Origin of the sequence: Bradyrhizobium sp. OK095 (genome assembly GCF_900109945.1) — a bacterium.
Lineage (GTDB): Bacteria > Pseudomonadota > Alphaproteobacteria > Rhizobiales > Xanthobacteraceae > Bradyrhizobium.
Window position 1 is genome coordinate 184,835 of record NZ_FOBX01000014.1, and the last position, 26,764, is coordinate 211,598.

Genomic DNA, 26,764 nt, shown 5'->3' on the forward strand with positions numbered 1-26,764 from the left:
TCACCTCACTTCTTCAGCAGCGGACATTTGGATTCGGAGACCGGGCGGAAGGCGTCCTCGCCCTTCACGGTCTTGACGATGTCCAGATAATCCCAAGGCTCTTTGGACTGCTCGGGCGACTTCACCTTGGCCAGATACATGTCGCGGATGACGCGGCCGTCTTCACGCAGCTTGCCGCCATGGACAAAGACGTCCTCGATCGGCAGCTCGCGCATCTTGGCCATCACCTTGGCGGGATCGTCGGTGCCGGCGGCCTTGATGCCTTTCAGGTAATGCAGCACCGAGCCGTAGACGCCGGTGTGGATCATGGTCGGCATCACCTTGGTGCGCTCATAGAACTTCTTGGACCAGGCGCGCGTTGCCTCGTCCATGTTCCAGTAGGACGCCGTGGTCATGTAAGTGCCCTGCGCAGCCTTGAGACCGACCGCATGCACGTCGGTGTCGAACATCAGCAGGCCGACGAGCTTTTGGCCGCCCTGGACCAGGCCGAACTCGCCGGACTGCTTGATCGCATTGTCGGTGTCCTGACCGGCATTGGCGAAAGCGACCACGTCGGCTTTCGAGCTCTGCGCCTGCAGCGCGAAGGAGGAGAAGTCCGCCGTATTTGTCGGATGCTTGACGCCGCCGAGCACCTTGCCGCCCATTTCGTTGATGAAGCGGGTGGCATCCTTCTCGAGCTGCTGACCGAAGGCGTAGTCCGCGGTGATGAAGAACCAGGATTTTCCGCCTTCCTTGATCACGGCGGAGGCCGTCACCTTGGACAGCGCGTAGGTGTCGTAGGTGAAATGCACGGTGTTCGGGCTGCACAGCTCGTCGGTGAGTGAGCTGGCGCCGGGGCCGGAGAGCAGGGCGATCTTGTTGCGCTCGCGCACCATGTTGTGCACGGCGATCGCGATGCCGGAATTCGGGATGTCGACGACGGCGTCGATCTTGCCGTTGTCGAACCAGCCGCGCACGATCTGCACGCCGACGTCGGTCTTCATCTGGTGGTCGGCGCTGATGATCTCGATCGGCTTGCCGAGCACGGTCGGCCCGAATTCCTCCACCGCCATTTTCGCGGCTTCGACCGAGCCCGGCCCGCTGTTGTCGCGACCCCAGCTCGACAGATCCGTCAGCACGCCGATCCGCACCGCGTCGTCGGAGACTTGCGCGCGCGCAACATTGGTCATGGCAGCCGAAATCATGGCCGCGAGCATGGCGCAGGCCAAAAGCCCTCTCATCGTCGTTCCCTCTCTTTTATGGCCGCTTGGCGCGGCTGGTTATTGTCCGGGTAAGTTAGATATTGGCGAATTAGTTTGTCAATGGCGAATAACGCCGATTGGGCAGGTTCCGTGACCGCCAGGAGACGTTGCGAACACGTGCGCGCAACTGCTTCCACACCCGTCATTGCGAGCGAAGCGAAGCAATCCAGACTTTAACCGCGGAGGCAGTCTGGATTGCTTCGTCGCAAGGGCTCCTCGCAATGACGGGTGTGGAAACTGCGGCGCGCGAAAACCTCACGCCGTGGTCTCGGGCAGAGGTAACACCGCCGCAGGTTGCAACCATCACCGCGATTGGCCATGATGCATCCGGAATGTTTTGGGGCGCGTGGCATGACGGCAGCAACGGGGGTCTCTGCTTCGGCGGAGAAATCGACGACGGCGCATGTGGTGTGGGCGAGCGCGCTCGGCACCGCGATCGAGTGGTACGATTTTCTGATCTACGGCACGGCGGCCGCACTCGTGCTGAACAAGCTGTTCTTCCCGACCTTCGATCCCTTCGTCGGCACGCTGGCGGCGTTCTCGACCTATGCGGTCGGCTTCGTGGCGCGGCCGATCGGCGGCGCGATTATCGGGCATTATGGCGACCGGCTCGGTCGCAAGAAGATGCTGGTGGCGACCATGATCGCGATGGGGCTCGGCACCTTCCTGATCGGCTGCCTGCCGACCTACAGCCAGATCGGCGTCTGGGCGCCAATTTTCCTCATCATGCTGCGCTTCATCCAGGGCATCGGGCTCGGCGGCGAATGGAGCGGCGCGGTCGTGATGGTGATCGAGCATGCGGGCAATCGCCGCGGCTTCTACGGCAGCCTGGTGCAGATCGGCTTTCCCGTCGGCGTTGCCGCCTCCACCGGCATCTTTGCCCTGGTGACGCAGCTCCCCGAGGCCGACTTCCTGAGCTGGGGTTGGCGCGTCCCGTTCTGGATCAGCATTCTGCTGGTCGGAATCGGCTTCATCGTACGGCTGAGGCTCGCCGAGACGCCGCACTTCAAGGAGGTTGTCGAGCGCAAGGAAGTGCTGGCGCAGCCGGTGATGGAAGTGCTGCGCCGCGACTGGCGCAGTTTTCTGCTCGCGGTCGGCATCACGGTGTCGGAAGTCGGGCTCGCTTATCTCCTCACCGTCTTCACCGTGGTCTATGCGACGACAAAGCTCGGCCTGCCGCGCCAGGTAATCCTGAATGCGGTGGTCTATGCCGCGATCGTCGAGTTCGCGACGCTGCCGCTGGCCGGCTGGCTCTCTGATATTTTTGGCCGCAAGGCACTGTATCTCGCCGGCGGCGTGTTCTCGGTGGCGCTGGCGTTTCCGCTGTTCTGGTTTCTCGACACCAAGGAGCCGGCGCTGATCACATTCGCCCTCGTCGTCACGATGACGCTGACGCATGCGCTGCTGTTCGGGCCGAAGGCCGCCTTCATGCCGGAACTGTTTCGCACTCAGGTGCGCTACAGCGGTGCCTCGCTCGGCGCAAATGTCGCAGCCGCGTTGAGCGGCGGCTTCTCGCCGCTGATCGCGACCGCACTGCTCGCCTGGGCCGGCTCGTATTGGCCGGTGTCGCTCTACATCATCGCTCTGTCGATCATCACGATCATCGCGACGCTGATGACGCCGGAGACGGCGCGCGACATGCTCAAATCCTGAAATAAGTCGTCATCACCTCTGCCGCGCGAACGGGCCGACGAGGCCCGTTGCCTCGCCTTGCATACACGTCCTGACGCCTTCTTATGCGGGCTGCCAAAAGCCGATGCAGCGGCCTGATCCATTAGCCGCGTTTATGCGGCGAATTTTTACTTCCAATTTTACTTCGCAAAATCCCGCCTCTAGCTTCACGCGCATCTGATCACATAAGCAGCCGGTCAATGGCGATCGGCGCGAGCGTTCATCGTAACCAACGAGGGTTGCCATGTCTGATGGGGCTAAGGGGACGTCCACTTCCAATCCGGCGGGAACGGAAGCGAGACCTGCGAAAAAGCTAAGCCGGCGCACACTCTTGAAGGGGGCGGCCGCTGTTGCGGGCGCAGCCGCAGGGTCGGATGCGATCCGTGGCTTCCCGACCATCTGGGCGCAGGAGATCAAGGACATCGAGCTGCGCCATGTCGGCGTCTCCTATTCGGTGGTGAAGGCGATCGGCGACCAGGCGGCCAAGGATCTTGGCTTCAAGGTGACGATGCAGAACCTCGACACCTCCGCCGCCATCAACCGCTTCATAAGCCAGCCTAATACGGTCGATATCGCCGACCTCGAAGGCTGGCAGGCCAAGCTCGCCGCCAAGCGCAGCGTGATCCAGGGCATCGAAGTCAAGAAGATCAAGGAGTTCGACAACATCTTGCCGATCTTCACCAAGGGCGAGATCGACGGCCACAAGATCCCGCGCCAGGGCATCTCGCCTTACGAGGCGATGTACATTTCCAAGCCCGACTCGACCGATCTGCACGACGGCGTGACCGAATGGGCGACGTTCCTGCCGCAGGTCTACAACGCCGATTCCATCGGCTACCGCCCCGACCTCGTCGGCCACGAAGTGACCGAGTGGAAGAATCTGATCGATCCGAAATTCAAGGGCAAGGCCGCGATCCTCGACGTGCCCGCGATCGGCATCATGGACGCCGCCCTCTGCTTCGAGAGTGCTGGGCTGATCAAGTACGGCAACAAGGGCAATATGACGAAGCAGGAGATCGACTTTACCTGCGACAAGCTGATCGAATTGAAGAAGGCAGGCCAGTTCCGTGCGACCTGGACCACCTTCGACCAGTCGGTGCAGCTGATGGCGGCGGGCGAGGTGGTGATCCAGTCGATGTGGTCGCCGGCGGTTGCCGCCGTACGCGTCAAGGAAATCCCCTGCGTCTACGCGCCGGTCAACATCAAGAACGGCAAGGAAGGCTATCGCGGCTGGTGCAACGGCATGGGCCTGATGAAGCATCTCTCCGGCAAGAAGCTCGATGCGGCCTACGAATATCTCAACTGGTATCTCTCGGGCTGGCAGGGCGGCTTCGTCGGACGCTACGGCTACTACAGCCCGGTGCCGTCGACCGCGAAGAAATTCCTGACCGCTGCCGAATGGGACTTCTGGTACGACGGCAAGCCGGCGCCTGAAGTCATCAACGATCCCTATGGCGTGCCGATGGAGAAGGCCGGCACCAAGCGTGACGGCGGCTCGTTCCTCGACCGCGTCAAGAACATCTCGTGCTGGAACACGCTGATGGACGAGGCCGCCTACATGAACAAGCGCTGGAACGACTTCAAGGTGGCCTGAAACCTGCTTTCCCTGATTTGAACGATGCACCGGCGCCGTAACGCGCCGGTGCGACGAGACCGACTTCGAGGCGTTCGCTGACATGCAGCCAAGTCCAAGTTCAGCTCAAGCTCCACCACGTGCCAATCTCGCCGGCTGGCTTTACGTGTCGCCGCTGGTTCTGGTGCTCGTGCCGTTCTTCGTGGCGCCGATCCTGGTCGTGTTGGCGGCGAGCTTCTTTGCCACCGACGGTTTTGGCGGACTGACGCCTGAGTTCACGCTCGCAAGCTATGTCGAGGTGCTGCATTCGGCGCTGACGCTAAAACTGTATCTGGCGACGATCAAGTTCACGGTGCTGACCTGGATCTTCACGCTGATCATCGGTTTCTTCGTCGCCTACTTCCTCGTCTTCCACGTCCGCAACCAATTGCTCGCGATCGGCCTGTTCCTGCTGTGCACGGTGCCGTTCTGGACCTCGAACATTATCCGGATGATTTCCTGGATCCCGCTGCTGGGCAAGGAAGGCCTAATCAATCAGGCGCTGCTGGCGCTGGGCGTAATCCGCCAGCCGCTGGAGGTGTTGCTGTTCTCCGACCTCGCGGTGGTCATCGCCTATGTCCACCAGCTCACGATCTTCATGATCGTTCCGATCTTCAATTCGATGGCGCGGATCGACAAGAAGCTGATCGAGGCCGCGATCGACGCCGGTGCCAGCCGTTTCGACATCCTGCGCCTGATCGTGGTGCCGATGTCCAAGAGCGGCATCGCGCTCGGCACCATCTTCGTGGTCTCGATCGTGATGGGCGATTTCTTCGTGGTCAAGGTGATGTCCGGCGGCGGCTCGGCCTCGGTGGTCAGCGCCTTCTATGAGGACGTCGGTGTGCTGCAATATCCGACCGCGGCGGCGAGCGCCGTGCTGCTGACGCTGGTGCTGGTCGCGATCGTTTCGCTGATCCTGCGCACGGTCGATATCAGGCAGGAGATCACGCGATGAGCGCTGTTCTCGCCGATATACACAAGACTGATATGTCCAAGTCGGTCGGGTCCGCGGCGACCAAGGCAATCGCGCCCAGCAAGGGCGGGCGGCCCTGGACCTTCTATGTCCTCGCGACGCTGTTTTCGCTTTACGTGATCGCGCTCTACGGCCCGATGTTCTGCATCTACATCCTGTCGTTCCAGGATATCCGCGGCGGCCTCGTCTTTCCGATGAAGGGTCACTCGCTGCACTGGTTCGTCGATCTCTTCACCCAGGTGCGGACCGGCGACGTCAAGGGCTCGTTCGATCGTTCGATCAAGCTCGCGGTCATCGTCACCGCCATTACGGTGGTGGTCTCGTTCCTTGCCGGGCTTGGCTTCCGCAAGCGCTTTCGCGGCGACACTTTTGTTTTTTACATGATGATCGGCAGTCTGGTCGCGCCGGGTCTCGTGCTTGGCCTAGGCACGGGGCTTCTGTTCCAGGCGCTCGGCTTGAATGCGAGCTGGTATACTTCGGCGCTCGGTGCGCAGCTGTCCTGGACGCTGCCGTTCGGCGTGCTCGTGATGTTCGCGGTGATGTCGCGCTTCAATCATGTCTGGGAGGAGGCGGCCTACGACCTCGGCGCCAGCCGCTGGCAGTCGATCCGGTTGGTGATGATACCAGTGCTCGCGCCCGGGCTCGTCGCCGTCGCGCTGTTCGGCTTCACGCTGTCCTATGACGAGTTCGCGCGCAGTCTCCAGACCGCAGGATCGCTGAACACGCTGCCGCTGGAAATCTGGAGCATGACGCTGAACGTCACCTCGCCCTCGCTGTACGCGCTGGGCACGGTGACCACCATCGTCTCCTTCGTCGTCATCGGCGCGAGCCTGGGCAGCATCGTGCTGATCCAGAAGAAGCGCGGCAGCAGCGCCAAGGCTTGAGCAAGGGTTGAGTTGGGAATGAAGAGCGATCACGGCGATATCGAACTGGCGGGTGTCTGCAAGAGCTTTGACGGCGTCACCAATGTGGTCGACGGCGTCAACTTGAAGATTACTGACGGTGCCTATTGCTGCTTCATCGGCCCTTCCGGCTGCGGCAAGACTACGATTCTGCGGATGATCGCCGGCCATGAGGACCCGACTGCGGGCGAGATCGTCATCGGCGGACAGAACGTCGTCGGGCTCGCGCCGGTGCGGCGGCGCACCGCGATGATGTTCCAGTCCTACGCGCTGTTCCCGCACCTGACCGTGCGTGAGAACATCGCTTTCGCACTTCGCGTGCGCGGCCAGTCCAAGGTCGATCGCCTGCGCGCTGCTGACGCGATGATCGAGAAGGTGCGGCTGACGCAATTCGCCGACCGTCTGCCGGCGCAGCTCTCCGGCGGCCAGCAGCAGCGCGTCGCGCTGGCACGCGCCGCGATCACCGAGCCGCGTGTGCTGCTGCTGGACGAGCCGCTGTCGGCGCTCGACGAGCAGCTCCGCGTCCAGATGCGCCAGGAGCTCAGGAGGATGCAGCGGGAGCTCGGCATCACCTTCATCCACGTCACCCACACCCAGCTCGAGGCGATCGCGCTCGCCGACCTCGTCGTGGTGATGGAGCAGGGCAGGATCAAGCAGGCGGGAGCGGCACGGGACGTCTACGCGCATCCGCATGATCGCTACGTCGCCGAGTTCATGGGCGGGCAGAATGTGCTCTCGGGCCGGGTCGAAAAGGTCAATGGTGCGAGCTTCACGCTCGCGCAGGCCGCACCTTCGGGCATCGAGGTGCCGCTTCAGGCGCGATCCTCAGTCAGCGTCGGTGACAAGATCGATATTGCCGTCCGCCGGGACGACGTCGCGCTGGTCCGGCCGGGGAGGGATCTGCCACCCGGAACCACCTCGCTGCCGAGCCGCGTGCTCGCGATCGAATACCAGGGCTATTTCGTCAAGGTCATGCTCGACACCGTGCCGGACGATGCGTTCGTGGCCTACGTGCCGGAAAAGACCTTCTTCGCAGATCCTTTCACCGTCGGCGATGTCGTGATGGCCACATGGGCCACTGGCAGCGCGCTTCCTCTCGCCTGAAGACCCGTCGCGCACAGGAGTATGATCGTGCAGATTTCCTTCACACTCAACGGACGGCCAACCACTGTCGAGGTCGAGCCCGCAACGCTCGTCGCCGAGCTGCTGCGCGAGCAGCTCCACCTCACCGGCACCCATATCGGCTGCGACACCAGCCAGTGCGGCGCCTGCGTGGTGCATCTCAATGGCCTGCCGGTGAAAAGCTGCACATTGCTGGCGCCGGCACTCGACGGCGCGACATTGCTCACCATCGAAGGTCTGCAAGGCGCGCCTGGCTCGAACCAGATGCATCCGATGCAGGAGGCCTTTCGCGAGCATCACGGCCTGCAGTGCGGCTTCTGTACGCCCGGCATGCTGATGACGGCAGTTGCGCTCGCCACCGAGAAGCCGGACCTCACTGAGGCGGACGTGCGTCACGGCCTCGAAGGCAACATCTGCCGCTGCACCGGCTACCAGAACATCGTGGTTTCGGTGATGGCTGGTGCTGCCGCCATGAACGCCGCCAAGGGAGAGTGACCATGGGCAATGTGATCGGCATCGGCGCCTCACCGAAGCGCAAAGAGGACCAGCGCTTCCTCACCGGGCGCGGCAATTACGTCTCCGACATCAAGCGCCCGGGCATGACGGCCGGCGTGTTCGTGCGCTCGCCGCATGGGCATGCGGTGCTGCGTGGTATCGACAAGAGTGCGGCACTGGCCTCGCCCGGCGTCATCGCGGTTCTGACCGGCGAGGACGCTGCGGCTGACAAGCTCGGTTCGCTGCCCTGCGGCTGGGGCATCTCGGATGCCAACGGCGTACCGATGAAGGAGCCGCCGTTCCCGATGCTGGCGCAGGGCAAAGTGCGCTTCGTCGGCGACATGGTGGCCTTTGTCGTCGCTGAGACGCCGGAACAGGCGAATGAGGCAGCCGAGCTGCTGAAGGTCGATTACGAGGTGCTGCCGTCGGTGGTCGGCGTGCTCGAAGCTGTCAGGCCCGGTGCGCCGCAATTGTTCGACGATGTGCCGAACAACATCTGCTGCGACTGGGAGCTCGGCGACAAGGCCGCCGTCGAGACCGCGTTCCGCAAGGCGGCGCATGTCGCAAAGCTCAGCCTCGTCAACAACCGTCTGATCGGCAATCCGATGGAGCCGCGCGCGGCGATCGCCGAATACGAGCCCGGCACGGATCGCTTCACGCTGTGGACCACCAGCCAGTTCCCGCACGTGGTGCGCTTCCTGATGGGCGCGCTGGTGCTGAACATCCCGCAACACAAGCTGCGTGTGGTGGCGCCCGATGTCGGCGGCGGCTTCGGCGTCAAGCAGTTTCACTATGGCGAAGAGGCCGTGATCACCTGGGCCGCCAAGCGCGTGATGCGGCCGATCAAATGGGTCGCGAGCCGCTCGGAAGGGTATGTCTCCGATCGCCATGGCCGCGATCACGTCACCGAAGCCGAGCTTGCGCTCGACGAGACCGGCAAGTTTCTCGCCTTCCGCGTCAACACGCTGGCCAATATGGGCGGCTATCTCTCGACCTTCGGGCCGAACATTCCGACCAATCTGTACGCACCCTTGCTCGGCGGCGTCTACACCACGCCCGCGATCTACTGCAATGTGAAGGTCGTCTTCACCAACACCGTTCCGGTCGACGCCTATCGCGGCGCGGGCCGGCCGGAAGCGACCTTCGTGCTGGAGCGCATGGTGGATGTCGCCGCAAGCGAGATGGGAATCGACCGCGTCGAGATCCGCCGCCGCAACATGATCCCGAAGGAGGCCTATCCGTACCAGACGCCGGTGCTGGTGCAGTACGATTCCGGCGATCCGATGGGCTGCCTCGACGGTGCTTTGATTGCAGCCGACGTCAAGAATTTCGGCATCCGCAAGGCAGCCTCGGCCAGCAAGGGCAAATTCCGCGGGCTCGGCTACTCGACCTATGTGGAAGCCTGCGGCCTTGCGCCGTCGCGCTTCGCAGGACGGCTCGGCGCGCGCGGCGGCCTCTATGAAAGTGCCACCGTGCGCGTGCATCCGACCGGCCAGGTGACGGTCATGATCGGCACCCACAATCACGGCCAGGGTCACGAGACGACGTTTGCCCAGATCGTCTCCGAAAAGCTCGGCGTGTCCTTTGAAGATGTCGACATCGTGTACGGCGATACCGATCGCGTGCAGTTCGGCATGGGCACCTATGGCTCGCGCTCCCTCGTCGTCGGCGGTGCCGCGCTGTCGAAGGCGACGGACAAGGTGATCGTCAAGGGCAAGAAGATCGCCGCCCATCTGCTCGAAGCGTCCGAAGTGGACATTCAGTTCGAGGCCGGAAAATTTTCCGTCGCCGGCACGGACCGCATCAAGACGTTCGAGGAGATCGCGGGCGCGGCCTATGTGCCGCACAATTATCCGCTCGAAGTGCTGGAGCCCGGGCTGGAGGAGCAGGCCTATTACGATCCCGTCAACTTCACCTATCCCGGCGGCTGCCACATCGCCGAGGTTGAGGTTGATCCGGAGACCGGCACGGTGACGCTGGTCAATTACACCGCGGTCGACGATGTCGGCACGGTCATCAACCCGATGATCGTCGAGGGTCAGCTGCACGGTGGCATCGTGCAGGGCGTCGGCCAGGCGCTGTTCGAGAACGCGGTCTATGACGAGAGCTCCGGCCAGCTGCTTTCGGGCTCGCTGATGGACTATTGCATGCCGCGCGCGGATCACATGCCGATGATGAAGGTCTCGACCCATTCGACGCTGTGCACGCACACGCCGATGGGCGTGAAGGGCTGCGGCGAGGTCGGCACCATCGGCTCGCCGGCTGCCGTCATCAACGCAGTGGTCGATGCGCTGTCGCATCTCGGCGTCACCCATGTCGACATGCCGGCGACGCCGAACCGGATCTGGCGCCTGCTTCAGAACGCATCGCTACCGGTCGCGGCGGAATAGGGAGGATACAATGAAACCGTTTGCCTATCACCAGCCGAGCCAAATTCCGGATGCGGCCAAGCTCTTGACCTCGATCGAGGACAGCAAGCTCGTCGCCGGTGGCATGACGCTGATCCCGACGCTGAAGCAGCGGCTGGCCAATCCGCCTGCGCTGGTCGACCTTTCGAAGCTCGGAAATCTCAAGGGCATCACCGACGATGGGGCGACGATCACCATCGGCGCGATGACGCCGCATGCGGTGGTAGCGGCCTCAAAACTGGTGCAGTCAAAAATCCCCGGGCTCGCGGTGCTGGCCTCGATGATCGGCGACCCCGCCGTGCGCAGCCGCGGCACCATCGGCGGCTCGGTCGCGAACAACGATCCGGCGGCGGATTATCCGGCCGGGGTGCTCGGTCTCGGTGCCACCATCGTCACCAGCACACGCGAGATCGCGGCGGACAAGTTCTTTCTCGGCCTGTTCGAGACGGCGCTTGAAGTAAGTGAGATCATCACCGCGATCCGTTTTCCGGTTCCGTTGAAGGCGGGCTACGCCAAGTTCAAGGCGCCGGCGTCGCGTTATGCGCTGGTCGGCGTGTTCGTTGCGAAATTCGCTGATGGCGTTCGCGTGGCTGTGACGGGCGCAGGCTCCGGCGTGTTCCGCGTGCCGCCCATGGAGGCGGCGCTATCGGGGAATTTCGATCCAACCGCGGTCGCGGCAATCAAAATCGACACCGACGGTCTCACCTCCGATATCCACGCCGAGGCCGACTACCGTGCGCATCTCGTCACGGTGATGGCCAAGCGCGCCGTCGACGCGGCGCTCAGCTAGCACTTTAGGATTGATGATGACTGATGGTAACGGCCGAGCGGCCTTCCCGCCGGCGCCGACTGGCCTTGGCGCGCTTTCTGCAACCGAGATCGTGGCCGGCTACCGGCGCAAGGCGTTCACGCCGCGCGATGTCGTCGACGACACGATTGCCGCACTTCAAACGGCGAATGAAACCTGCAACGCGGTGGTGACGCCGATGTACGAGCAGGCGAGGGCGGACGCTGATCGTCTCACCCGGGAGATCCGCGCGGGCGAGACCAAGGGGCCGCTCGCCGGCGTGCCCGTCACGATCAAGGACCTCGTCTTCGTCGCGGGTGTGCCGGCCTATGGCGGCTCCCCGATGAACAAGGCATTCGTGCCCGAGGCCGACGCGGCCGTGGTGTCGGCGCTGAAGGCTGCGGGTGCGATCATCACCTGCAAGACCACGACCTGCGAGTCCGGCTATAAGCTGACGGCCGATAGCCCCGTCACCGGCACGACGCGAAACCCCTGGAATCCCGGCCGCACCAGCGGTGGATCGAGCGGCGGCGCCGCGGCGGGTGTGGCCGCAGGTTGCGGGCCGATCGCGATCGGCACCGACGGCGTCGGTTCGATCCGCGTGCCGTCGTCCTTCTGCGGCGTGTTCGGGCTGAAGCCGACCTTCGGCCTGGTGCCGCGCTCGCCCGGCTTCTCGCCGCCGTCCTGGGGGTCGCTAGCACATACCGGGCCGATCACGCGCACGGTCGCGGATGCCGCGCTGACGCTGGAGATCATCGCCGGTTACGATCTGCGCGATCCCGCCAGCCTGCCGGTATCGCCGCGCCGCTTCGATGCCAGCGTCGCACCGTTGAACGGCATTCGCATCGGCGCCAGCGTCGATCTCGGCTATGCCGCCGTCAGCCCGGACGTCCGTGCCGCTTTCAACAAGGCGTTGGCCATTCTCGATTCCTGCGGCGCACAGGTCACCATGGATGGCCCGGGCCTCGATCCGGAGATTCTCGAGCACACGCTGAAGCCGATCGCCTTCACCGAGCAGGCTGCGGCGGTGGCGACCAAGACCACCGCAGATCTCGCCAGCTCTGAAGCCGACTACCGCGATATCGTCAGCGCGGGCCGCCACTACAGCGGCACCGATTATATCGAAGCTGGCTACCGGCGCGGCCAGGCGCGCAATGCGTTCCTGAAGCTGTTCGAGCGCGTCGATGCGCTGGTGACGCCGACGGTCGCGGTGACCGCATTCGAAGCCGGCCAGATCGGCGTCGACAAGATTGACGGCAGCGAGGTCGATCCGCATCTCGGCTGGTCGCCCTTCACCTGGCCGATCAACCTCGCCGGCCTGCCGGCGGCGACGTTGCCCTGCGGCTTCGATCGCGACGGCATGCCGATCGGCCTTCAGATCGTCGCGCCCTGGCTGGATGAGCCTGCCATCTTCCGCATCGCCGCCGCGTTCGAAGCGGCGCAGCCCTGGGCGAAGTTCTGGCCGCAGGTTGCGTTGGGCTAGGACAACTCGATCGGCGCGCCGCGGCCGCTGAGCTCTTCGTCGAGGCGCAGATAATGCGCGAGATAATCGTGTAGTGCGGTCGCCGCTTTCGAGGTGGCGCCGCTGGATTTGTAGAGCAGCAACTCGATCTTCGGCAGCGGCGGCAGGCCTTCGTTTAGCCCGATCTCGCGCATCGCCGGCACCAGTGCGCTGCGGCCGAGCACGGTGACGGCCATACCGGCGAACGCTGCCGCCTGAAGGCCGCCGACGCTTTCACTGACGCAGGCGATGCGCCAGCGCAAATTGGCGCGCTCCAGCGTGTCGATCGCGTAGTCGCGGTAGATGTTGCCGGGCGGCAAGAGCGCGAGCGGGATCGGGCGCTCCTGGTGCGCGGCGGATTGCTCGCCGGTCATCCACACCAGCTGCTCGCGCCGCACCACCTGGCCGCCCGTGAAATCGTTCATGCGGGTGACGAGCGCAATGTCGACATCGCCGCGTTTAACGAGGCCAACCAACGGCGTCGACAACGCGCAGTTGAGTTCGACTTGCACGCGCGGAAATGATTTTCGGAACACGCTGAGGATCTGCGGCAGCATGAATGCTGCGTAGAGATCGGGCGTGCCGAGCACGACCTGACCCTCGATCTCCTGCGACGCAAGCTGCGAAATCAATTCGTCATGCAACCGGAGGATGGATTTGGCGTAAGTGAGGACGGTGGTGCCGTCGTCGGTCAGCATCAGCCTGCGGCCGGCATGCTCGAACAGCTGCTTGCCGGTGAGCTCCTCCAGCCGCTGCAATTGCAACGTGATCGCCGGTTGGGTGCGGCCCAGCCGGCGCGCGGTCTCGGTGATGCTGCCGGTCTCGACCACCGAGATCAGCGACCGGAGCATGCGGATGTCGAGACTGATGAGGTTCATGCGGCGTCCATGTCGCCCAGAATTTATGCAAGTTCCATGCTAGGGCTCTCGGGCGCGGGCGTCACCTTGCCCGCGGCGCAGGCGAGGCGGATTTCCCGCCCGCGCGGCCTTTTCGAACAATATTCCAGAAGTTTTCGGCGGCGCGGGTCATGCGCGCGCGCGGGCGGAACAGAGAGACGGTGATGGCAATGGTCCAGTCCGCCCCGCCGGCGTGCATCAGGCGGCCGCTGTCGAGATCGGCTTGGACCAGGCTCTGCGCGGCCCAGGTGATGCCGCGGCCCTCGCGCGCCATGTCGACCAGCAGCATGACCGGTGCGGCGAAGCTCGGAACGAGAAAGGCCGCCGGCTCCTTCACAGCCAGAAACGACGTCACGATGCGTCCGACGCCCGAGCCCGGGTGATAGGCGAGATAAGGCAGCGGCGCGTCGGCCGTCCCGGGCAGGGTGTAGCGCGGCTTGGCCTTGCCTCGGCGCGCGCCGCGCGACGGCTTCGTCATCGGCGCGGTGATCGGGATCAAGAGATCGTTCGACAGCTCAAAACGCTGGAAGCGCTCCATGTCGAGCCGGGTCACCAGCGATGGATGATGATGGGCCAGCAGGAAGTGGGCCTGCGCATCCAGCAGGAGCTTTTCGCAACCGGCGAAGTTGGATGCAACGAGCTGGACGGCGGAGTCGGCGCGCGCACTGTCGGAATTGCGGATCCATTCCGGAAAGAAAGTTTGCGACAGCGCGTGCGTGGCCGCAAAGGTGATGGTCTCGGCCTTCAGCCGCGCCACCTCGAGCGCTTCCTCGCGTCCGACCGAAACCCTGCGCAGCACGTCTTCCGCAACGGGGCGAAAACTTTCACCGGCCGGCGTCAGCGTGATCGTGTGGGTCGAGCGTTCGAACAGCGGCGTTCCCAGCCACTCCTCGAGCGACCTGATGCGACGGCTCAGCGCGGGCTGCGTCACATGCCGGCGCTTGGCGGCACGTGAGAACCCCCCCTCCTCGGCGATGGCAAGGAAATCCTCGAGCCAGACCAGGTCCATGATGCGGTTTTGTCCTCAAATCATACCGATACGGCATTAGCGCCTCGGGCGCCGCTGGTCCAATGTAAACGTCGCAAAACCATAACAAGGCGCCACTGCGCATGGCGCGACGATGCGTTGGAGGAAATCAATTGCAGATCGCCGCAACTCCGCTGTCTGAGCCAATATCGGCTCCCGTTTCAGAACGGCGTCGCAAGCCGCTCTGGCGCGAGCAATATGTCCTGGTGGTTGCCGGCGCTGCGCTCGGCGCGTTGTTCGGCTTCCTGGCTCCGACCGTCGCGGTTGAATTCAAGCCGCTCGGCGATGCCTTCATCTCGCTGATCAAGATGACGATCGCTCCGCTGATCTTCCTGGTCGTGGTCACCGGCATCGCACAGGTCGGCGACATGAAGGCGGTGGGCCGCATCGGGCTCAAGGCCTTCGCCTATTTCGAGGCCGTGACGACGATCTGCCTACTGATCAGTTTTGTCGTGGTGCGCTGGGTGCAGCCGGGCGCGGGTGTCGCCCACGCGACCGCGCAGCAGGCCGAGACCGTTGCGCGTTATCAGCAGGCTCATGTCGGATCGCTGTCAGCCTACATCCAGCACATGATCCCGGAAAGCTTTGTCGGCGCGTTCGCGGCCGGCGATGTGCTTCAGGTTCTCGTGCTCGCGCTTCTGTGCGGCATCGGCCTGCTGCTGCTCGGCGACAAGGCCGCGCCGCTGCGGACCGGTTTGGAGCGGATCACCGAGCTCGTGTTCAGCGTTGTCCATATCGTCGTGGCGCTGGCGCCGATCGGCGCCTTCGGCGCCATGGCCTTCACGGTCGCAAAATTCGGCGCTGCCACGCTCTATGCGCTGGCGCTGCTGGTCGGCACCGCCTGGGCGATGATGGCATTCTTCATCTTCGTCATCCTCGGCACGATCTGCCGTCTGGTCGGCATTCGTTTGATGGACCTCCTGCGCCTGCTGCGCACCGAGCTGCTGGTCGTGCTCGGCACATCGTCGTCGGAGACCGCCATTCCCGGCATGATGGAGAAGCTGCCGAAGGCGGGCGTGGGACGCGCAGTCGCGGGCCTCGTGATTCCCTCCGGGTATTCTTTCAATCTCGACGGCGTCGCGCTGACGCTGCCGCTCTCGACCATGTTCGTTGCCCAGGTCTACGGCATCGAGCTTAGCGCCGCGCAGCAGCTCAGCCTGTTCGTGGTGATGCTGTTCACCAGCAAGGGCGCCGCCGGCGTCACGGGCGGTGCGTTCGCTGCACTCGCGGCGACCGTGATCGCGGCAGGATTGCCGGCAGAGGGCCTCGCGCTGCTGCTCGGCATCGACCGCTTCATGTCGCTGGCGCGTGCCATCACCAACACCATCGGCAACGCGGTCGCCGCCATCGTGGTCGCGAAATGGGATGGGGAATTCAATCGGGAGGACTGGGATCAGTCCGCCGCTCAAATCCAGCAAGCGAAGTAAGGATCCAGGGTTTTCAATATGGCTACCAACAGCAACGAACTGCCCGTCATCGCGCTGACCCCCGGCGACTGCACCGGCATCGGCCCCGAACAGGTTGCGCGCATTCTCTCCGATAACAGGCTCGCGGATGTCGCCCGCCTCGTCGTTATCGGCGATGCCCGCGTTCTCGACATGGGCATGGAACATGCCGGCGTGAAGCTGAAGGTCGAGCGAATCTCCTCGCCGAAGGCGGCCAACTGGGGCAGCAGTGCGGTGCAGCTCGTCGATCTCGGCAACACCGATCCGTCGAAAATCCCTCTCGGCAAGGCCAGCGCCGAATCCGGCCGACTGACCGGCGAGACGCTGTCGCGCGCGATCGATTTCTCCAAGGCAGGCGAGGTCGACGCGGTCACCTTCGCGCCGCTCAACAAGCGCGCGATGTTCGATGGTGGCTGGAAGTTTCCTGATGAACACAAGATGTTCGCGAGCCTGCTCGGCCACAAGACCTATTTCTCCGAGATGAATGTTCTGGACGGGCAGTGGATGTCGCGCGTTACCGGGCATCAGTCCTTGCGTGAGGCGCTCGACGGCATCAACCCGGCGAGCATTACCGACGCGATCGAGCTGGTCGACCGCATGATGCGAAGGGCCGGCGTCGCCAAGCCGCGAATCGCGGTCGCGGCCCTCAATCCGCATGCCGGCGAGAACGGCCTGTTCGGCCGCGACGAGATCGAGATGATCCGCCCCACTGTCGAAGCCGCCGCGAAGACCGGCATCGCCTGCACCGGGCCTTATCCCGCCGACACCGTCTATATCCGCGCCTTCGCGGGCGAGTTCGACAGCGTGGTCGCGATGTATCACGACCAAGGCCAGATCGCGACCAAGCTGCGTGGCTTCAACCGCGGCGTCACCGTCACTGCCGGGCTTGAAACCGTGTTCACCACGCCGTCGCACGGTACCGCGTTCGACATCGTCGGCACTGGCGTCGCCAAGACCGGCGCGCTCGAGAGCGCGGTCCGCCTCGCGGCGCAATTGGTCTCGATCAAGGTCAAGGAGGCCGCTTATGCGCACTGATCGCAGGACCCTGCTTCAGGCGGCGGCCGCGCTGCCGCTCGCCACTGTTGGCGCCAGCTCCGCCTTTGCACAGGCACCGGCCGCAACGCCCGCCGCAGCACCGCCCAAGGACGTCACGCGTGCGTTGGCGCATTATCTCGTCACTGCGAGCTATGACGATCTGCCGGCCAATGTCCGGAAAGAGGGCGTCCGCACGCTGCTCAACTGGGTCGGCGTCGCCATCGGCGGCTCCCATCACGAGACGGTCGATATCGCGGTCTCGGCGCTTGGGCCGTTCTCCGGCCCGCAGCAGGCGTCCCTGTTCGGACGGCGCGAGCGGTTCGACATCATGAACGCGGCCTTCATCAACGGCGTGTCGAGCCATATCTTCGATTACGACGACACGCATCTGAAGACGATCATCCATCCAGCCGGTCCAGTTGCCTCGGCGATCCTCGCACTGTCGGAAATGCAGCCGGTCTCCGGCAAGGAATTCTTGAACGCGTTGGTGCTCGGCGTCGAGACCGAGTGCCGGATTGGCAACTCGGTCTACCCGAACCACTATGACGTCGGCTGGCACATCACCGGCACAGCCGGCGTGTTCGGCTCGGCCGCGGCCGTCGGCAAGCTGTTGAAGCTGAACGAGCAGCAGATGACATGGGCGCTCGGGCTCGCCGCATCCCAGCCGGTGGGCCTGCGCGAATCCTTCGGCTCGATGAACAAGAGCTTTAATCCGGGGCGTGCGGCATCGAGCGGCATCTTCGCGGCGATCCTGGCCTCGAAGAATTTTACCTCGTCCGATGCGATGATCGAGGCCAAGCGTGGCTGGGCCAACACGATCAGCACCAAGCAGGATTATAACGAGATTTTGGGCGATCTCGGCAAGCGCTATGAGGCCGCGCTCAACACCTACAAGCCGTTCGCCTGCGGCATCGTCATGCATCCGGCGATCGATGCGGCGATCCAGCTCCGCAACGAGAGCAAGGTGACCGCTGACCAGATCGAGCGCGTGGACCTCAAGGTCCATCCGCTGGTGCTGGAGCTTACCGGCAAGAAGACGCCGAGCCAGGGCCTCGAAGGCAAGTTCAGCATCTACCACGCGGTCGCGGTGGCGATCGTCGAGGGCGCCGGCGGCGAGAAACAGTTCAGCGACCGCGCCGTCACCGACCCGACCATCGTCGCGCTGCGCGGCAAGGTCAATCCGGTGATCACGCCGGGCATCAAGCCGGAGCAGGTCGATCTCACCATCGTGCTCAAGGACGGCCGCAAGCTCAATCGCTACATCGCGCATGCGATCGGCAGCGTGGAGAAGCCGATGACCGACAAGCAGCTCGAGACCAAGTTCTCCGATCTCGCGGACGGCATCATTCCGACCGCGATGGTCCGCCGTGTCATGGACGCCTGCTGGAACGTCGAAGGTCTGGCCAGCGCGGCGGAAATCGCCAAGATGTCGATCTCATCCTGATTCTGGAGTCAATTGGAATGCCCTCACGTCGCCGTTTCCTCCAATCCGCCGGCTCGGTTGCCGTACTCGCCGCAGCCGGCGGCCGCACGGTCCGCGCGGCGGGCCCCGGCGTCACCGAGCGGCTCGCCCGCTATATGGTCGCCGCGCGCGACCAGGAGCTACCCGAGAAAGTGCTGCTCGAATGCAAGCACCGCATTCTCGACACGCTGGGCGCGATGGTGTCGGGCTCGCGGATGAAGCCGGGCGAGATGGCGCTGAAATATGTTCGCACGCTTGGCGGCGACATGCAGGCGTCGGTGGTCGGCTCCGACTTCCGCACCACGGCGGTCAACGCGGCGCTGGCCAACGCGATGTGCGCGCATGCCGACGAGACCGACGATTTCGAGCCTGTGACCAAGGCGCATCCCGGATGCTCGGTGGTTCCAGCGGCGCTGGCTTTCGGTGAGCGTGAGCATCGCAGCGGACAGGATGTGATTCGAGCCGTTGCGCTCGGCTATGACCTCACCTGCCGTCTCTTGATGGCGCTGGGCCCGGATCTCGTGCGCGGCTCGCACCGGAGCGCCGAAGGAACATCCTCGACCTTCGGCGCGCTCGGCGCGGCCGCTTCGCTGGCGCGGCTCGACGAGAAGGAGATGCGCTACGCGATTTCCTATTCGTCGCAGCAGGTCGCCGGCCTGTGGAGCTGGGTGAAGGATCACGACCACATTGAGAAGGCGTTCGATTTCGCCGGCATGGGTGCCCGTAACGGCGTCATGGCCGTCGACATGGTGAAGGCAGGCCTCACCGGCGTCGACGATGTGCTCGACGGCACCCATAATCTCTTCATCGCGCTCTCGACCGATCCGAAGCCGGAGGAGATGGTGAAGGATCTCGGCCAGCGCTTCTACGTCACGGAGACCGCGATCAAGACATTCTCGGTCGGCTATCCCATCCAGTCGCCGCTGGATGCGATGCTGACGCTGCGCAAGCAGCACAGCCTCACGCCAGATAGCGTCCGTAGCATCCTGGTGAAGCTGCCGACCGACGCGATGGGAATTGTGGGCGAGAGCGCGATGCCTGACGTCAATTGCCAGCATCTCGTCGCGGTCGCGCTGGTCAAGGGCGCCGTCTCGTTCAACGATAGTCACGATGTCGCGCTGATGCACGATCCGAAGATTTTGGAGCAGCGCGCCAAGGTGACGCTGGCCGGCGACAAGGCGCTGATGGATCCAGCTGCGCCGCGGGGCGCTGTCGTCGAACTGACATTGACCGATGGCAGGAAGCTCGAACACTTCACCAAATATCCGCCGGGCACCAAGGAAAATCCGCTGAGCACCGAAGCCGTCGCGGCGAAGACGCGGGATCTGATCGCGCCTGTGCTGGGCAGCGACAGGGCCGAGAAGCTGATCGAGCAGATCGGCAATCTCGAGCGGCTTGACGACGTCGGCAAGTTAAGGCCATTGCTGACGGTGTGATGAAGCAATCAACAACAAGACAAACATCAAGGAAGTGCCCATGCGCGGGGTTATACGACGCACCTTTCTGGTCGCCTGTGCGGCCGTGCTGTTCTCCGGCGCGGCTCTAGCGCAGGACTATCCCTCCCGCCCCGTCAAGATCATCGTGCCGTTCCCGGCCGGCGGGTCCAATGACATCATCGCCCGCATCGTCGCGCAGAAGCTGACCGAGCGGAACGGCCAGACTTTCCTCGTGGAGAACCGTGGCGGCGCCGGCGGAAATATCGGCGCCGAGACGGTCGCGAGCGCCGAGCCCGACGGCTACACCTTGCTTTTGACCGCACCACCTCCGCTGACGATCAACGGCTCTCTCTACAAGAAGCTGCCGTTCGATCCGGCAAAGGCGTTTGCGCCGGTGGCTCTGATCGCGTCGGTGCCGATCGTGCTGGTCGTCAATCCGTCGGTGCCGGCGAAGAACGTCGGTGAGCTGATCGCACTCGCCAAGGCCAAGCCGGGCACGTTGAATTTCGGCTCGTCCGGTATCGGCTCGACCAATCATCTCGCTGGCGAATTGCTCAAGAGCATGGCTGGCATCGACATCGTGCACGTGCCCTATCGCGGCGCCGCGCCGGCGATGAACGATTTGCTCGCCGGACAAATCCCGTTCATGTTCGACAATATGCCGGCGGTGCTGCCGCAGATTCAAGGCAAGGCCATCAATGCGATCGCGATTGCGGGCGCCAAGCGCGCCGATGCGCTGCCCGATGTGCCTGTTGTCGCCGACACCATTCCCGGCTTCGAGGCGTCGTCATGGTTCGGACTGGTGGCCCCTAGCAAGACACCTGCGCCCGCGCTCGCCAAGCTGAGCGGCGAGCTCGAGACCATTTTGAAGATGCCTGAGGTCAAGAAGCGGCTTGCCGAGCTCGGCGCTGAGCCCGGCACGGTGTTCGGCGACGCATTCGGGCAATTCATGACCGACGAAACCACAAAGTGGGGCAAGCTCGTCAAGGCCTCAGGCGCCACCGTGGACTAGGATAGCGTCATGGATTTGAATCTGGGCGGCAAGGTTGCCGTCGTCACCGGCGGCAGCATCGGCATTGGCCGCGCCATTGCCGCCGAGCTCGCGCATGAGCAGGCGCATGTCGTCATCGTCGCGCGCGACGCCGAGCGGCTCACGACGGCAGCGCAGGATATCTCGCGCGACACGGGCCGGCGTGTGATCGCCTGTGCCGGCGACATGACCAGGCCCGACGACATCGCCCGCGCGATGGCTACCGCGCGCGAGGCCTTCGGCCGCGTCGACATCCTCGTGAATAATGCCGGTGCGTCACCGATGGGCCGCATCGCGGACACGCCGGATGCGATTTGGGCCAAGTCGATCGAGCTGAAACTGCTCGGCTACATGCGCTGTGCGCGCAACGTCCTGCCGGAAATGCGCGACCGCCGCTGGGGGCGTGTCATCAACATCATCGGCCGCAGCGGGCACCAGCCGCGCGCTGCCTATATGGCTGGCGGCGCGGTCAACGCCGCGCTGCTGAACTTCACGCTGGCGCTTGCCGAGGAATGCGCGCCGGATAACGTGCTGGTGACCGGCGTTAATCCCGGTCCGGTGCAGACGGAGCGCTGGGACAGCTTGATCTCTCAAGGCGCGGCGATTGCGGGGCAGGACCAGGGCGCGACCAATGCCGCGGCCATCGCCTCGGTTCCGCTCGGCCGCGTCGGGCAGCCGCACGAGGTATCCGGCATCGTCGCGTTCCTCTGTTCAGACCGCGCATCCTTCATTACTGGTACCTGCATCAATGTCGATGGCGGTGGAACGAGGTGTATCTGATGGGTAGCGAACTGCGGAAGATCGGTGTCAGCGACGATTGCGAGCTTGCGGTTCGTATCGACGATTATCTGCTGCCATGGGACACCAAGCCGCCGGTCGTGATGCTGCACGGGCTTGCCGAAAGCGGCGAGGCGTTCCGGCGCTGGGTGCCGTATTTCGCCACGCATCATCTCGTGGTTCGGCCCGATCTGCGCGGCTATGGCGATTCGACGCCGATGCAGGGCGACTATGTCTATCGTTTCGCGGGCCTCGGCGACGACATCATCCGGATGCTGGACGCGCTGAAGCTCGACCGCGTGTTTCTGGTCGGCGGCAAGATCGGCGGCACGCTGGCGATGCATCTCACGGCCAAGCATCCCGACCGCGTAATCGCAGTTGCCGCAGTCGGTGCGCCGGCCTCGCTGACCGCGTTCAATGAGCGGGCGCCGACCTGGCGCAAGCAGATCCGCGAGCAGGGCGTCGAGCCCTGGGTGCGCGAGACCACCGCCGGCCGGCTCGGCTCGTCGTTGCCGCCCGCGGCGCTCGACTGGTGGATCGCGCTGATGTCGAAGACCAAGGCCTCGACGCTCGAAGCCTTCCTCAAGATGGTGCCGACGGTGGACGTGACCGGCGAGCTTCCTTCGATCAAGCGACCGGCGCTCGTCATCACGACGACCGGCTCGGGGCTCGGTAGCGTCGATTCCGTCAAGGCTTGGCAGGAGACGATCCCCGGCTCGAAGCTCGAAGTGCTGCCCGGCGATTCCTATCACGTCGCGGCCACGGATCCCGACGTCTGCGCGCGAAAAGTTCGAGAGTTCTTCGATCGGCTGAAGATATAAGAGACGTGTCCGAATAGGGCCCACCAAGAGGTCCGGACGAAGCATACAACGAATGGGGAGCAACGCGATGAAGCTAAGGCGAATGCTGGCCGGTTATCTCGGCGCGACGGCACTGTTGCATGCCGGCGCCGTGATGGCGGCGAATGTCGAGATCTCCGCCAACGACATCGGCGGACAGGTGACCAGCGACAAGGGTGCGGAGGCCGGCGTCTGGGTCATTGCCGAGACCAGGGACCTGCCGACCAAATACGCGAAGGTGGTGGTTACCGACGATCAGGGCCGCTTCGTCATCCCGGATCTTCCCGCCGCCAACTACAAGGTCTGGGTGCGCGGCTATGGCTTGCAAGACACCGCGCAGCAGGATTCGCGTCCCGGCAAGGCGGTGGACTTCAAGGCCGCCGCCGCCTCGACCAAGCAGGACGCGCAGAATTATCCGGGCATGTACTGGTATTCGATGCTCGACATCCCGAAGCCCGAGGAATTTCCGGGCACCGGCGATAAGGGCAACAAGATGCCTGAGACGATGAAGTCGCAGGCGCAGTGGGTCGATACGGTCAAGAACATGTGCCAATCGTGCCACGCGCTCGGTACGCGCGGCATCCGCGAAATCCCCAAGTTGTTTACCGACGGCTACGATTCCCACACCGCGTGGGCGATCCGTACCCAGGCCGGCCAGGCCCAGGAATACATGGCGACAGTGTTGGCGAGCATGGGTCCAGAGAAGGTCTACGACCTCTTTTCGAAATGGACCGATCGTATCGCAGGCGGCGAGCTGCCCTTCGACAAGCCCGAGCGGCCCAAGGGCATTGAGCGCAACGTCGTCTTCACGATATGGGATTGGGCGGCGCCGACGCGCTATCAGCACGACGCAATCTCGACCGACAAGCGTAACCCGCGCGTCAATGCCAACGGCCTGATCTACGGATCGTCGGAGGAGAGCTCCGATCTCGTGCCAACCCTCGACCCCGTGAAGAACATCGCCGGCACCATCAAGCATCCTTATCTCGATCCGAACACGCCGTCGTCGACCGACGCGCCGCGGGGCCCGTCGGCCTATTGGGGCGACGAGCCGATCTGGGATGGTCACACCAGCATCCACAACGTCATGATGGACGAGCAGGGCAAGGTCTGGTTCACGGCGCGCCTGCGTCCGCCGGCCAATCCCGATTACTGCAAGCAGGGATCGGACCTGCCGTCGGCAAAGGTCGCGCCGCAGGCGACCTCGTTGCGGCAACTGTCGCGCTTCGATCCCGCGACGGGCAAGTGGGACCTCATCAACACCTGCTTCACGACGCATCACCTCTATTTCGACGACGATGCCAACCAGACGCTGTGGACCAGCTCCGGTGGCCCCGGTCTCGGTGGTGGCCTGGTTGGCTGGCTCAACACGAAGCAGTATCGCGAGACGCTCGACGCGGTGAAATCGCAGGGCTGGACGCCGCTGATCATCGACACCAACGGCAACGGCAAGCGCGACGCCTATGTCGAGCACAAGGACCCGGTGGATCCGACCAAGGACAAGCGCATTGCGGCATCGTTCTACGGCATCATGCCGAGCCCGGTCGACGATACGATCTGGGGCCAGGCGATGGACCGCGGCTTCTCGCGCATCGACCAGCCTGGCTACATCGTTCGCGTGATGCCCGGGCCGGATCCCGCCAATACAGCGCTGGCCGAAGTGTACCAGCCGCCGGAGGGTACGTTCGGACCTCGCGGTCTCGACATCGGGCTTGATGGCGTGGTGTGGACGGTCTTGTCCAGTGGTCATCTCGCAAGCTTCGACCGCAAGCTCTGCAAGGGCCCGCTCAACGGGCCGGCGACGGCGGACGGCAAGCAATGCCCGGAAGGGTGGAAGATCTGGCGCATGCCCGGACCGCAGTTCCGAGGGCTCGATGCCAGCGGCAGCACCAACCACGCCTATTATGTCTGGGTGGACCGCTACAACACGTTCGGACTTGGAGCTAACGTGCCGATCGCAAGCGCGAACGGCAGCGAGTCGCTGCTTGCGCTAGTCGATGGTCAATTGGTGAACCTGCGCAATCCGTATCCGCTGGGCTTCTTCACCAAGAATGTCGACGGCCGCATCGACGATCCCAATACCGGCTGGAAAGGTCGCGGCCTGTGGAGCACGACGGGAACGCGAGCGAGCTTCCACGGCGAGGGCGGCAAGGAGGCCTCTCCCAAGGTTTACAAAGTGCAGATGCGGCCAGATCCATTGGCCCACTAGGTGTTTTGCCCTATGAATAGCGCCGTTACAGACGAGCGGCCAAACCAACGGAACAGGATCATGACAAAAACCTCTCGACGTGACATGCTCACTGCCGCAGCCGCGATGGCGGCGGCAGGTGTCGCCGGAGCAACGCCGGCCGCGGCGCAAGCCGGGCCGAAGCCGATCTTCGCGGTGCCGATGGTCACGATCCCGATCGTCGGCGAGACCCAAGTGTTCCAGGTTCGTCGCATCTATTGCATCGGCCGCAATTATGCCGCGCACGCGATCGAGCGCGGCTCGGATCCGAACCGCGAGCCGCCGTTCTTCTTCCAGAAGCCGACCGACGCGATCCAGAACGTCGCGGTGGGCGAGGTCGCGGACCATCTCTATCCGTCGCTGACCAAGAACTATCATCACGAGGTCGAGCTTGTGGCCGCGTTGAAATCCGGTGGTAGCAACATCCCGGCCGAGAAGGCGCTCGACCACGTCTATGGTTACGCGCTCGGCCTCGACATGACCCGGCGCGACCTCCAGAACGGCATGGCCGCGGAAAAGAAGCCGTGGGAGATCGGCAAGAGCTTTGACCATGCCGCGGTGATCGGACCGATCCACCCCGCGAGCAAGACCGGCCATTTCGAGAAGGGCGCGATCTCGCTGGCGATCAACGGCACGGTGAAGCAGAGCTCAGATCTCAGCAAGATGATCTGGAGCGTCGCCGAGCAGATCGCAAAGCTGTCGGAAGCGTTCGAGCTGAAGGCCGGCGACATCATCTATTCGGGCACGCCGGAGAATGTCGGCCCGGTGGTGAAGGGCGACGTGCTGCTGTGCAAGCTCGAGGGCTTGCCGGATATGTCGATCAAGATCGTCTGAATCGTCCAGCGGATACTCGCGCCGGGAGGTGCAACATGTTGCGGCATGCCGTGATCGCCACGTTGAGCCTCGTCTTTGCTGTCGCTGGGGCAAAGGCCGAAGGTACGAACGACATCGCGCCGACGGGAACGCTGCGCGTGGCGGTGGCCGTCGGCCCCGCCGCGTCGGCGTTCTGGACGACACGCGATCCGTCCACGAGGAAGCCGCGCGGCGTCACCGTCGATCTCGCCAAGGCTGCGGCTGACAAGCTGCACGTTCCGCTGCGACTTGTCGAATACCAGAGCTCCGACGAAATCGCCGCGGCCGCGAGTAAGGACGTCTGGGATCTCTCCTTCATGCCGGCGGACGTCAAGCGCGAGCCTTTCGTCGACCAGGGACCCGCTTATGTCGCGTATTTGAGCGGCTATCTCGTGCGCGCAGGCTCGGACATCCGCTCCGCTGCGGATGTCGATCGAACTGGAATGCGGGTCGGCTGCATCGAGGGAACGTCGACATCACGTACGGTCGAGAAGTCTTTGAAGCAGGCCAAGCTGACCAAGTTCGTGAAGCCGGAAGAGGCGGCCGAATTGATCGGCAAAGGTGAGCTCGATGCGCTCGCGATGGGCATGGGGGCTTTGGAAGATCTGTCGCGCAAGCTGCCCGGAACCAGGGTGCTGGACGACGTGGTTCAATCGACCGGCGTGGTCGTGGTCGTTCCGAAGGGCAAGGCCGTGGCGAAGGCCTGGGCCGTTCATTTCCTCGATGAGGCCAAGGCGGACGGCACCGTGCGCCGCGCGCTCGACAGCGGCGGATTTACCAGCGAGAAGGTCGCGCCGTAGTTTTTAACCTCGCCCCGCTTGCGGGGAGAGGTCGGAATTTGCGGGAGCAAATTCCGGGTGAGGGGGCACCGGTCTCTCGACGACCTCATGTGTGGAGAGAGCCCCTCACCCCAACCCTCTCCCCGTAAGAACGCAGGGCTGTCCGGGGAATGATTCACTATGCCGCGGAGCATGCCCGGTTTAACCGGCATGAAGCCGGTACTTTCTGGTTGTCGAGACTCAGAAA

At 64.0% G+C, this 26,764-nt stretch carries 22 protein-coding genes; 19 read left to right on the forward strand and 3 right to left on the reverse strand.

Translation table 11 applies throughout. From position 1 onward, the window contains the following. Positions 1–5 precede the first annotated feature (5 nt). On the reverse strand, positions 6–1,220 hold the full coding sequence (locus tag BMW89_RS30690; RefSeq protein WP_092032991.1) for an ABC transporter substrate-binding protein: 1,215 nt from the start codon (positions 1,218–1,220) through the stop codon (positions 6–8). 372 nt (positions 1,221–1,592) lie between these two features. Between BMW89_RS30690 and BMW89_RS30695 the strand changes: the two genes are divergently transcribed. The 9 genes from BMW89_RS30695 (at position 1,593) to BMW89_RS30735 (ending at position 12,694) form a co-directional block, all read left to right on the forward strand. Further along, positions 1,593–2,894: an MFS transporter gene (locus BMW89_RS30695; RefSeq protein ID WP_092033125.1), complete on the forward strand. Its 1,302-nt coding sequence runs from the start codon at positions 1,593–1,595 to the stop codon at positions 2,892–2,894. Positions 2,895–3,156: 262 nt separating this feature from the next. Further along, positions 3,157–4,506 (forward strand): ABC transporter substrate-binding protein, encoded by a 1,350-nt coding sequence (locus BMW89_RS30700; RefSeq protein ID WP_092032995.1) that lies wholly within the window; start codon positions 3,157–3,159, stop codon positions 4,504–4,506. An 82-nt stretch (positions 4,507–4,588) separates the two neighbouring features. Further along, positions 4,589–5,479: an ABC transporter permease gene (locus tag BMW89_RS30705; RefSeq protein ID WP_092033000.1), complete on the forward strand. Its 891-nt coding sequence runs from the start codon at positions 4,589–4,591 to the stop codon at positions 5,477–5,479. After that, complete coding sequence (locus BMW89_RS30710) at positions 5,476–6,381, forward strand: ABC transporter permease (RefSeq protein ID WP_092033004.1); 906 nt, start codon at positions 5,476–5,478, stop codon at positions 6,379–6,381. Before BMW89_RS30705 ends, BMW89_RS30710 begins: the two co-directional genes overlap by 4 nt. Before the next feature lie 18 nt (positions 6,382–6,399). Further along, positions 6,400–7,503, forward strand: coding sequence for an ABC transporter ATP-binding protein (locus tag BMW89_RS30715; protein WP_092033009.1), 1,104 nt, complete (start codon positions 6,400–6,402; stop codon positions 7,501–7,503). Between the two features lie 24 nt (positions 7,504–7,527). Next, complete coding sequence (locus tag BMW89_RS30720) at positions 7,528–8,016, forward strand: (2Fe-2S)-binding protein (RefSeq protein WP_502686409.1); 489 nt, start codon at positions 7,528–7,530, stop codon at positions 8,014–8,016. Positions 8,017–8,018: 2 nt separating this feature from the next. Further along, the gene (locus BMW89_RS30725; RefSeq protein WP_092033014.1) at positions 8,019–10,406 is read left to right on the forward strand and encodes a xanthine dehydrogenase family protein molybdopterin-binding subunit; all 2,388 of its coding nucleotides are present in this window, start codon (positions 8,019–8,021) and stop codon (positions 10,404–10,406) included. A gap of 10 nt (positions 10,407–10,416) precedes the next feature. Further along, positions 10,417–11,214 carry an FAD binding domain-containing protein gene (locus BMW89_RS30730; RefSeq protein WP_092033019.1) on the forward strand — a complete coding sequence of 266 codons (798 nt, stop codon included), beginning with the start codon at positions 10,417–10,419 and terminating at the stop codon, positions 11,212–11,214. Positions 11,215–11,230: 16 nt separating this feature from the next. After that, positions 11,231–12,694 (forward strand): amidase, encoded by a 1,464-nt coding sequence (locus tag BMW89_RS30735; RefSeq protein WP_092033134.1) that lies wholly within the window; start codon positions 11,231–11,233, stop codon positions 12,692–12,694. On the opposite strand, the gene BMW89_RS30740 is transcribed toward BMW89_RS30735, so the two are convergent. After that, positions 12,691–13,590 (reverse strand): LysR substrate-binding domain-containing protein, encoded by a 900-nt coding sequence (locus BMW89_RS30740; RefSeq protein ID WP_092033023.1) that lies wholly within the window; start codon positions 13,588–13,590, stop codon positions 12,691–12,693. The two genes, BMW89_RS30735 and BMW89_RS30740, sit on opposite strands and share 4 nt — an antisense overlap. Positions 13,591–13,651: 61 nt before the next feature. After that, positions 13,652–14,617: a LysR family transcriptional regulator gene (locus BMW89_RS30745; protein WP_092033026.1), complete on the reverse strand. Its 966-nt coding sequence runs from the start codon at positions 14,615–14,617 to the stop codon at positions 13,652–13,654. A gap of 131 nt (positions 14,618–14,748) precedes the next feature. Here BMW89_RS30745 and BMW89_RS30750 point away from each other — a divergent pair, with 131 nt between their 5' ends. The 10 genes from BMW89_RS30750 to BMW89_RS30795 all read left to right on the forward strand — a co-directional run bounded on the left by BMW89_RS30750 (position 14,749) and on the right by BMW89_RS30795 (position 26,538). Further along, complete coding sequence (locus BMW89_RS30750) at positions 14,749–16,062, forward strand: cation:dicarboxylate symporter family transporter (RefSeq protein ID WP_244547734.1); 1,314 nt, start codon at positions 14,749–14,751, stop codon at positions 16,060–16,062. Between the two features lie 18 nt (positions 16,063–16,080). After that, positions 16,081–17,115, forward strand: a complete 1,035-nt coding sequence (locus tag BMW89_RS30755; protein WP_092033035.1) for a PdxA family dehydrogenase — start codon at positions 16,081–16,083, stop codon at positions 17,113–17,115. Beyond that, on the forward strand, positions 17,105–18,559 hold the full coding sequence (locus BMW89_RS30760) for an MmgE/PrpD family protein (RefSeq protein WP_092033039.1): 1,455 nt from the start codon (positions 17,105–17,107) through the stop codon (positions 18,557–18,559). The genes BMW89_RS30755 and BMW89_RS30760 overlap by 11 nt, the downstream gene beginning before the upstream one ends. 17 nt (positions 18,560–18,576) lie before the next feature. Continuing rightward, entirely contained in the window at positions 18,577–20,013 is a 1,437-nt protein-coding gene (locus tag BMW89_RS30765) for an MmgE/PrpD family protein (protein ID WP_092033049.1), read from the forward strand. Between the two features lie 40 nt (positions 20,014–20,053). Then, on the forward strand, positions 20,054–21,025 hold the full coding sequence (locus tag BMW89_RS30770; protein ID WP_092033052.1) for a Bug family tripartite tricarboxylate transporter substrate binding protein: 972 nt from the start codon (positions 20,054–20,056) through the stop codon (positions 21,023–21,025). A 9-nt stretch (positions 21,026–21,034) separates the two neighbouring features. Further along, positions 21,035–21,823, forward strand: a complete 789-nt coding sequence (locus BMW89_RS30775) for an SDR family NAD(P)-dependent oxidoreductase (protein WP_092033055.1) — start codon at positions 21,035–21,037, stop codon at positions 21,821–21,823. Then, on the forward strand, positions 21,823–22,641 hold the full coding sequence (locus BMW89_RS30780; protein WP_092033060.1) for an alpha/beta fold hydrolase: 819 nt from the start codon (positions 21,823–21,825) through the stop codon (positions 22,639–22,641). The genes BMW89_RS30775 and BMW89_RS30780 overlap by 1 nt, the downstream gene beginning before the upstream one ends. A gap of 67 nt (positions 22,642–22,708) precedes the next feature. Then, positions 22,709–24,868 (forward strand): carboxypeptidase-like regulatory domain-containing protein, encoded by a 2,160-nt coding sequence (locus BMW89_RS30785; protein WP_092033064.1) that lies wholly within the window; start codon positions 22,709–22,711, stop codon positions 24,866–24,868. Positions 24,869–24,928: 60 nt separating this feature from the next. Continuing rightward, positions 24,929–25,720: a fumarylacetoacetate hydrolase family protein gene (locus BMW89_RS30790; protein WP_177196438.1), complete on the forward strand. Its 792-nt coding sequence runs from the start codon at positions 24,929–24,931 to the stop codon at positions 25,718–25,720. Positions 25,721–25,755: 35 nt separating this feature from the next. Further along, positions 25,756–26,538 carry a transporter substrate-binding domain-containing protein gene (locus BMW89_RS30795; RefSeq protein ID WP_092033074.1) on the forward strand — a complete coding sequence of 261 codons (783 nt, stop codon included), beginning with the start codon at positions 25,756–25,758 and terminating at the stop codon, positions 26,536–26,538. Positions 26,539–26,764 lie beyond the last annotated feature (226 nt).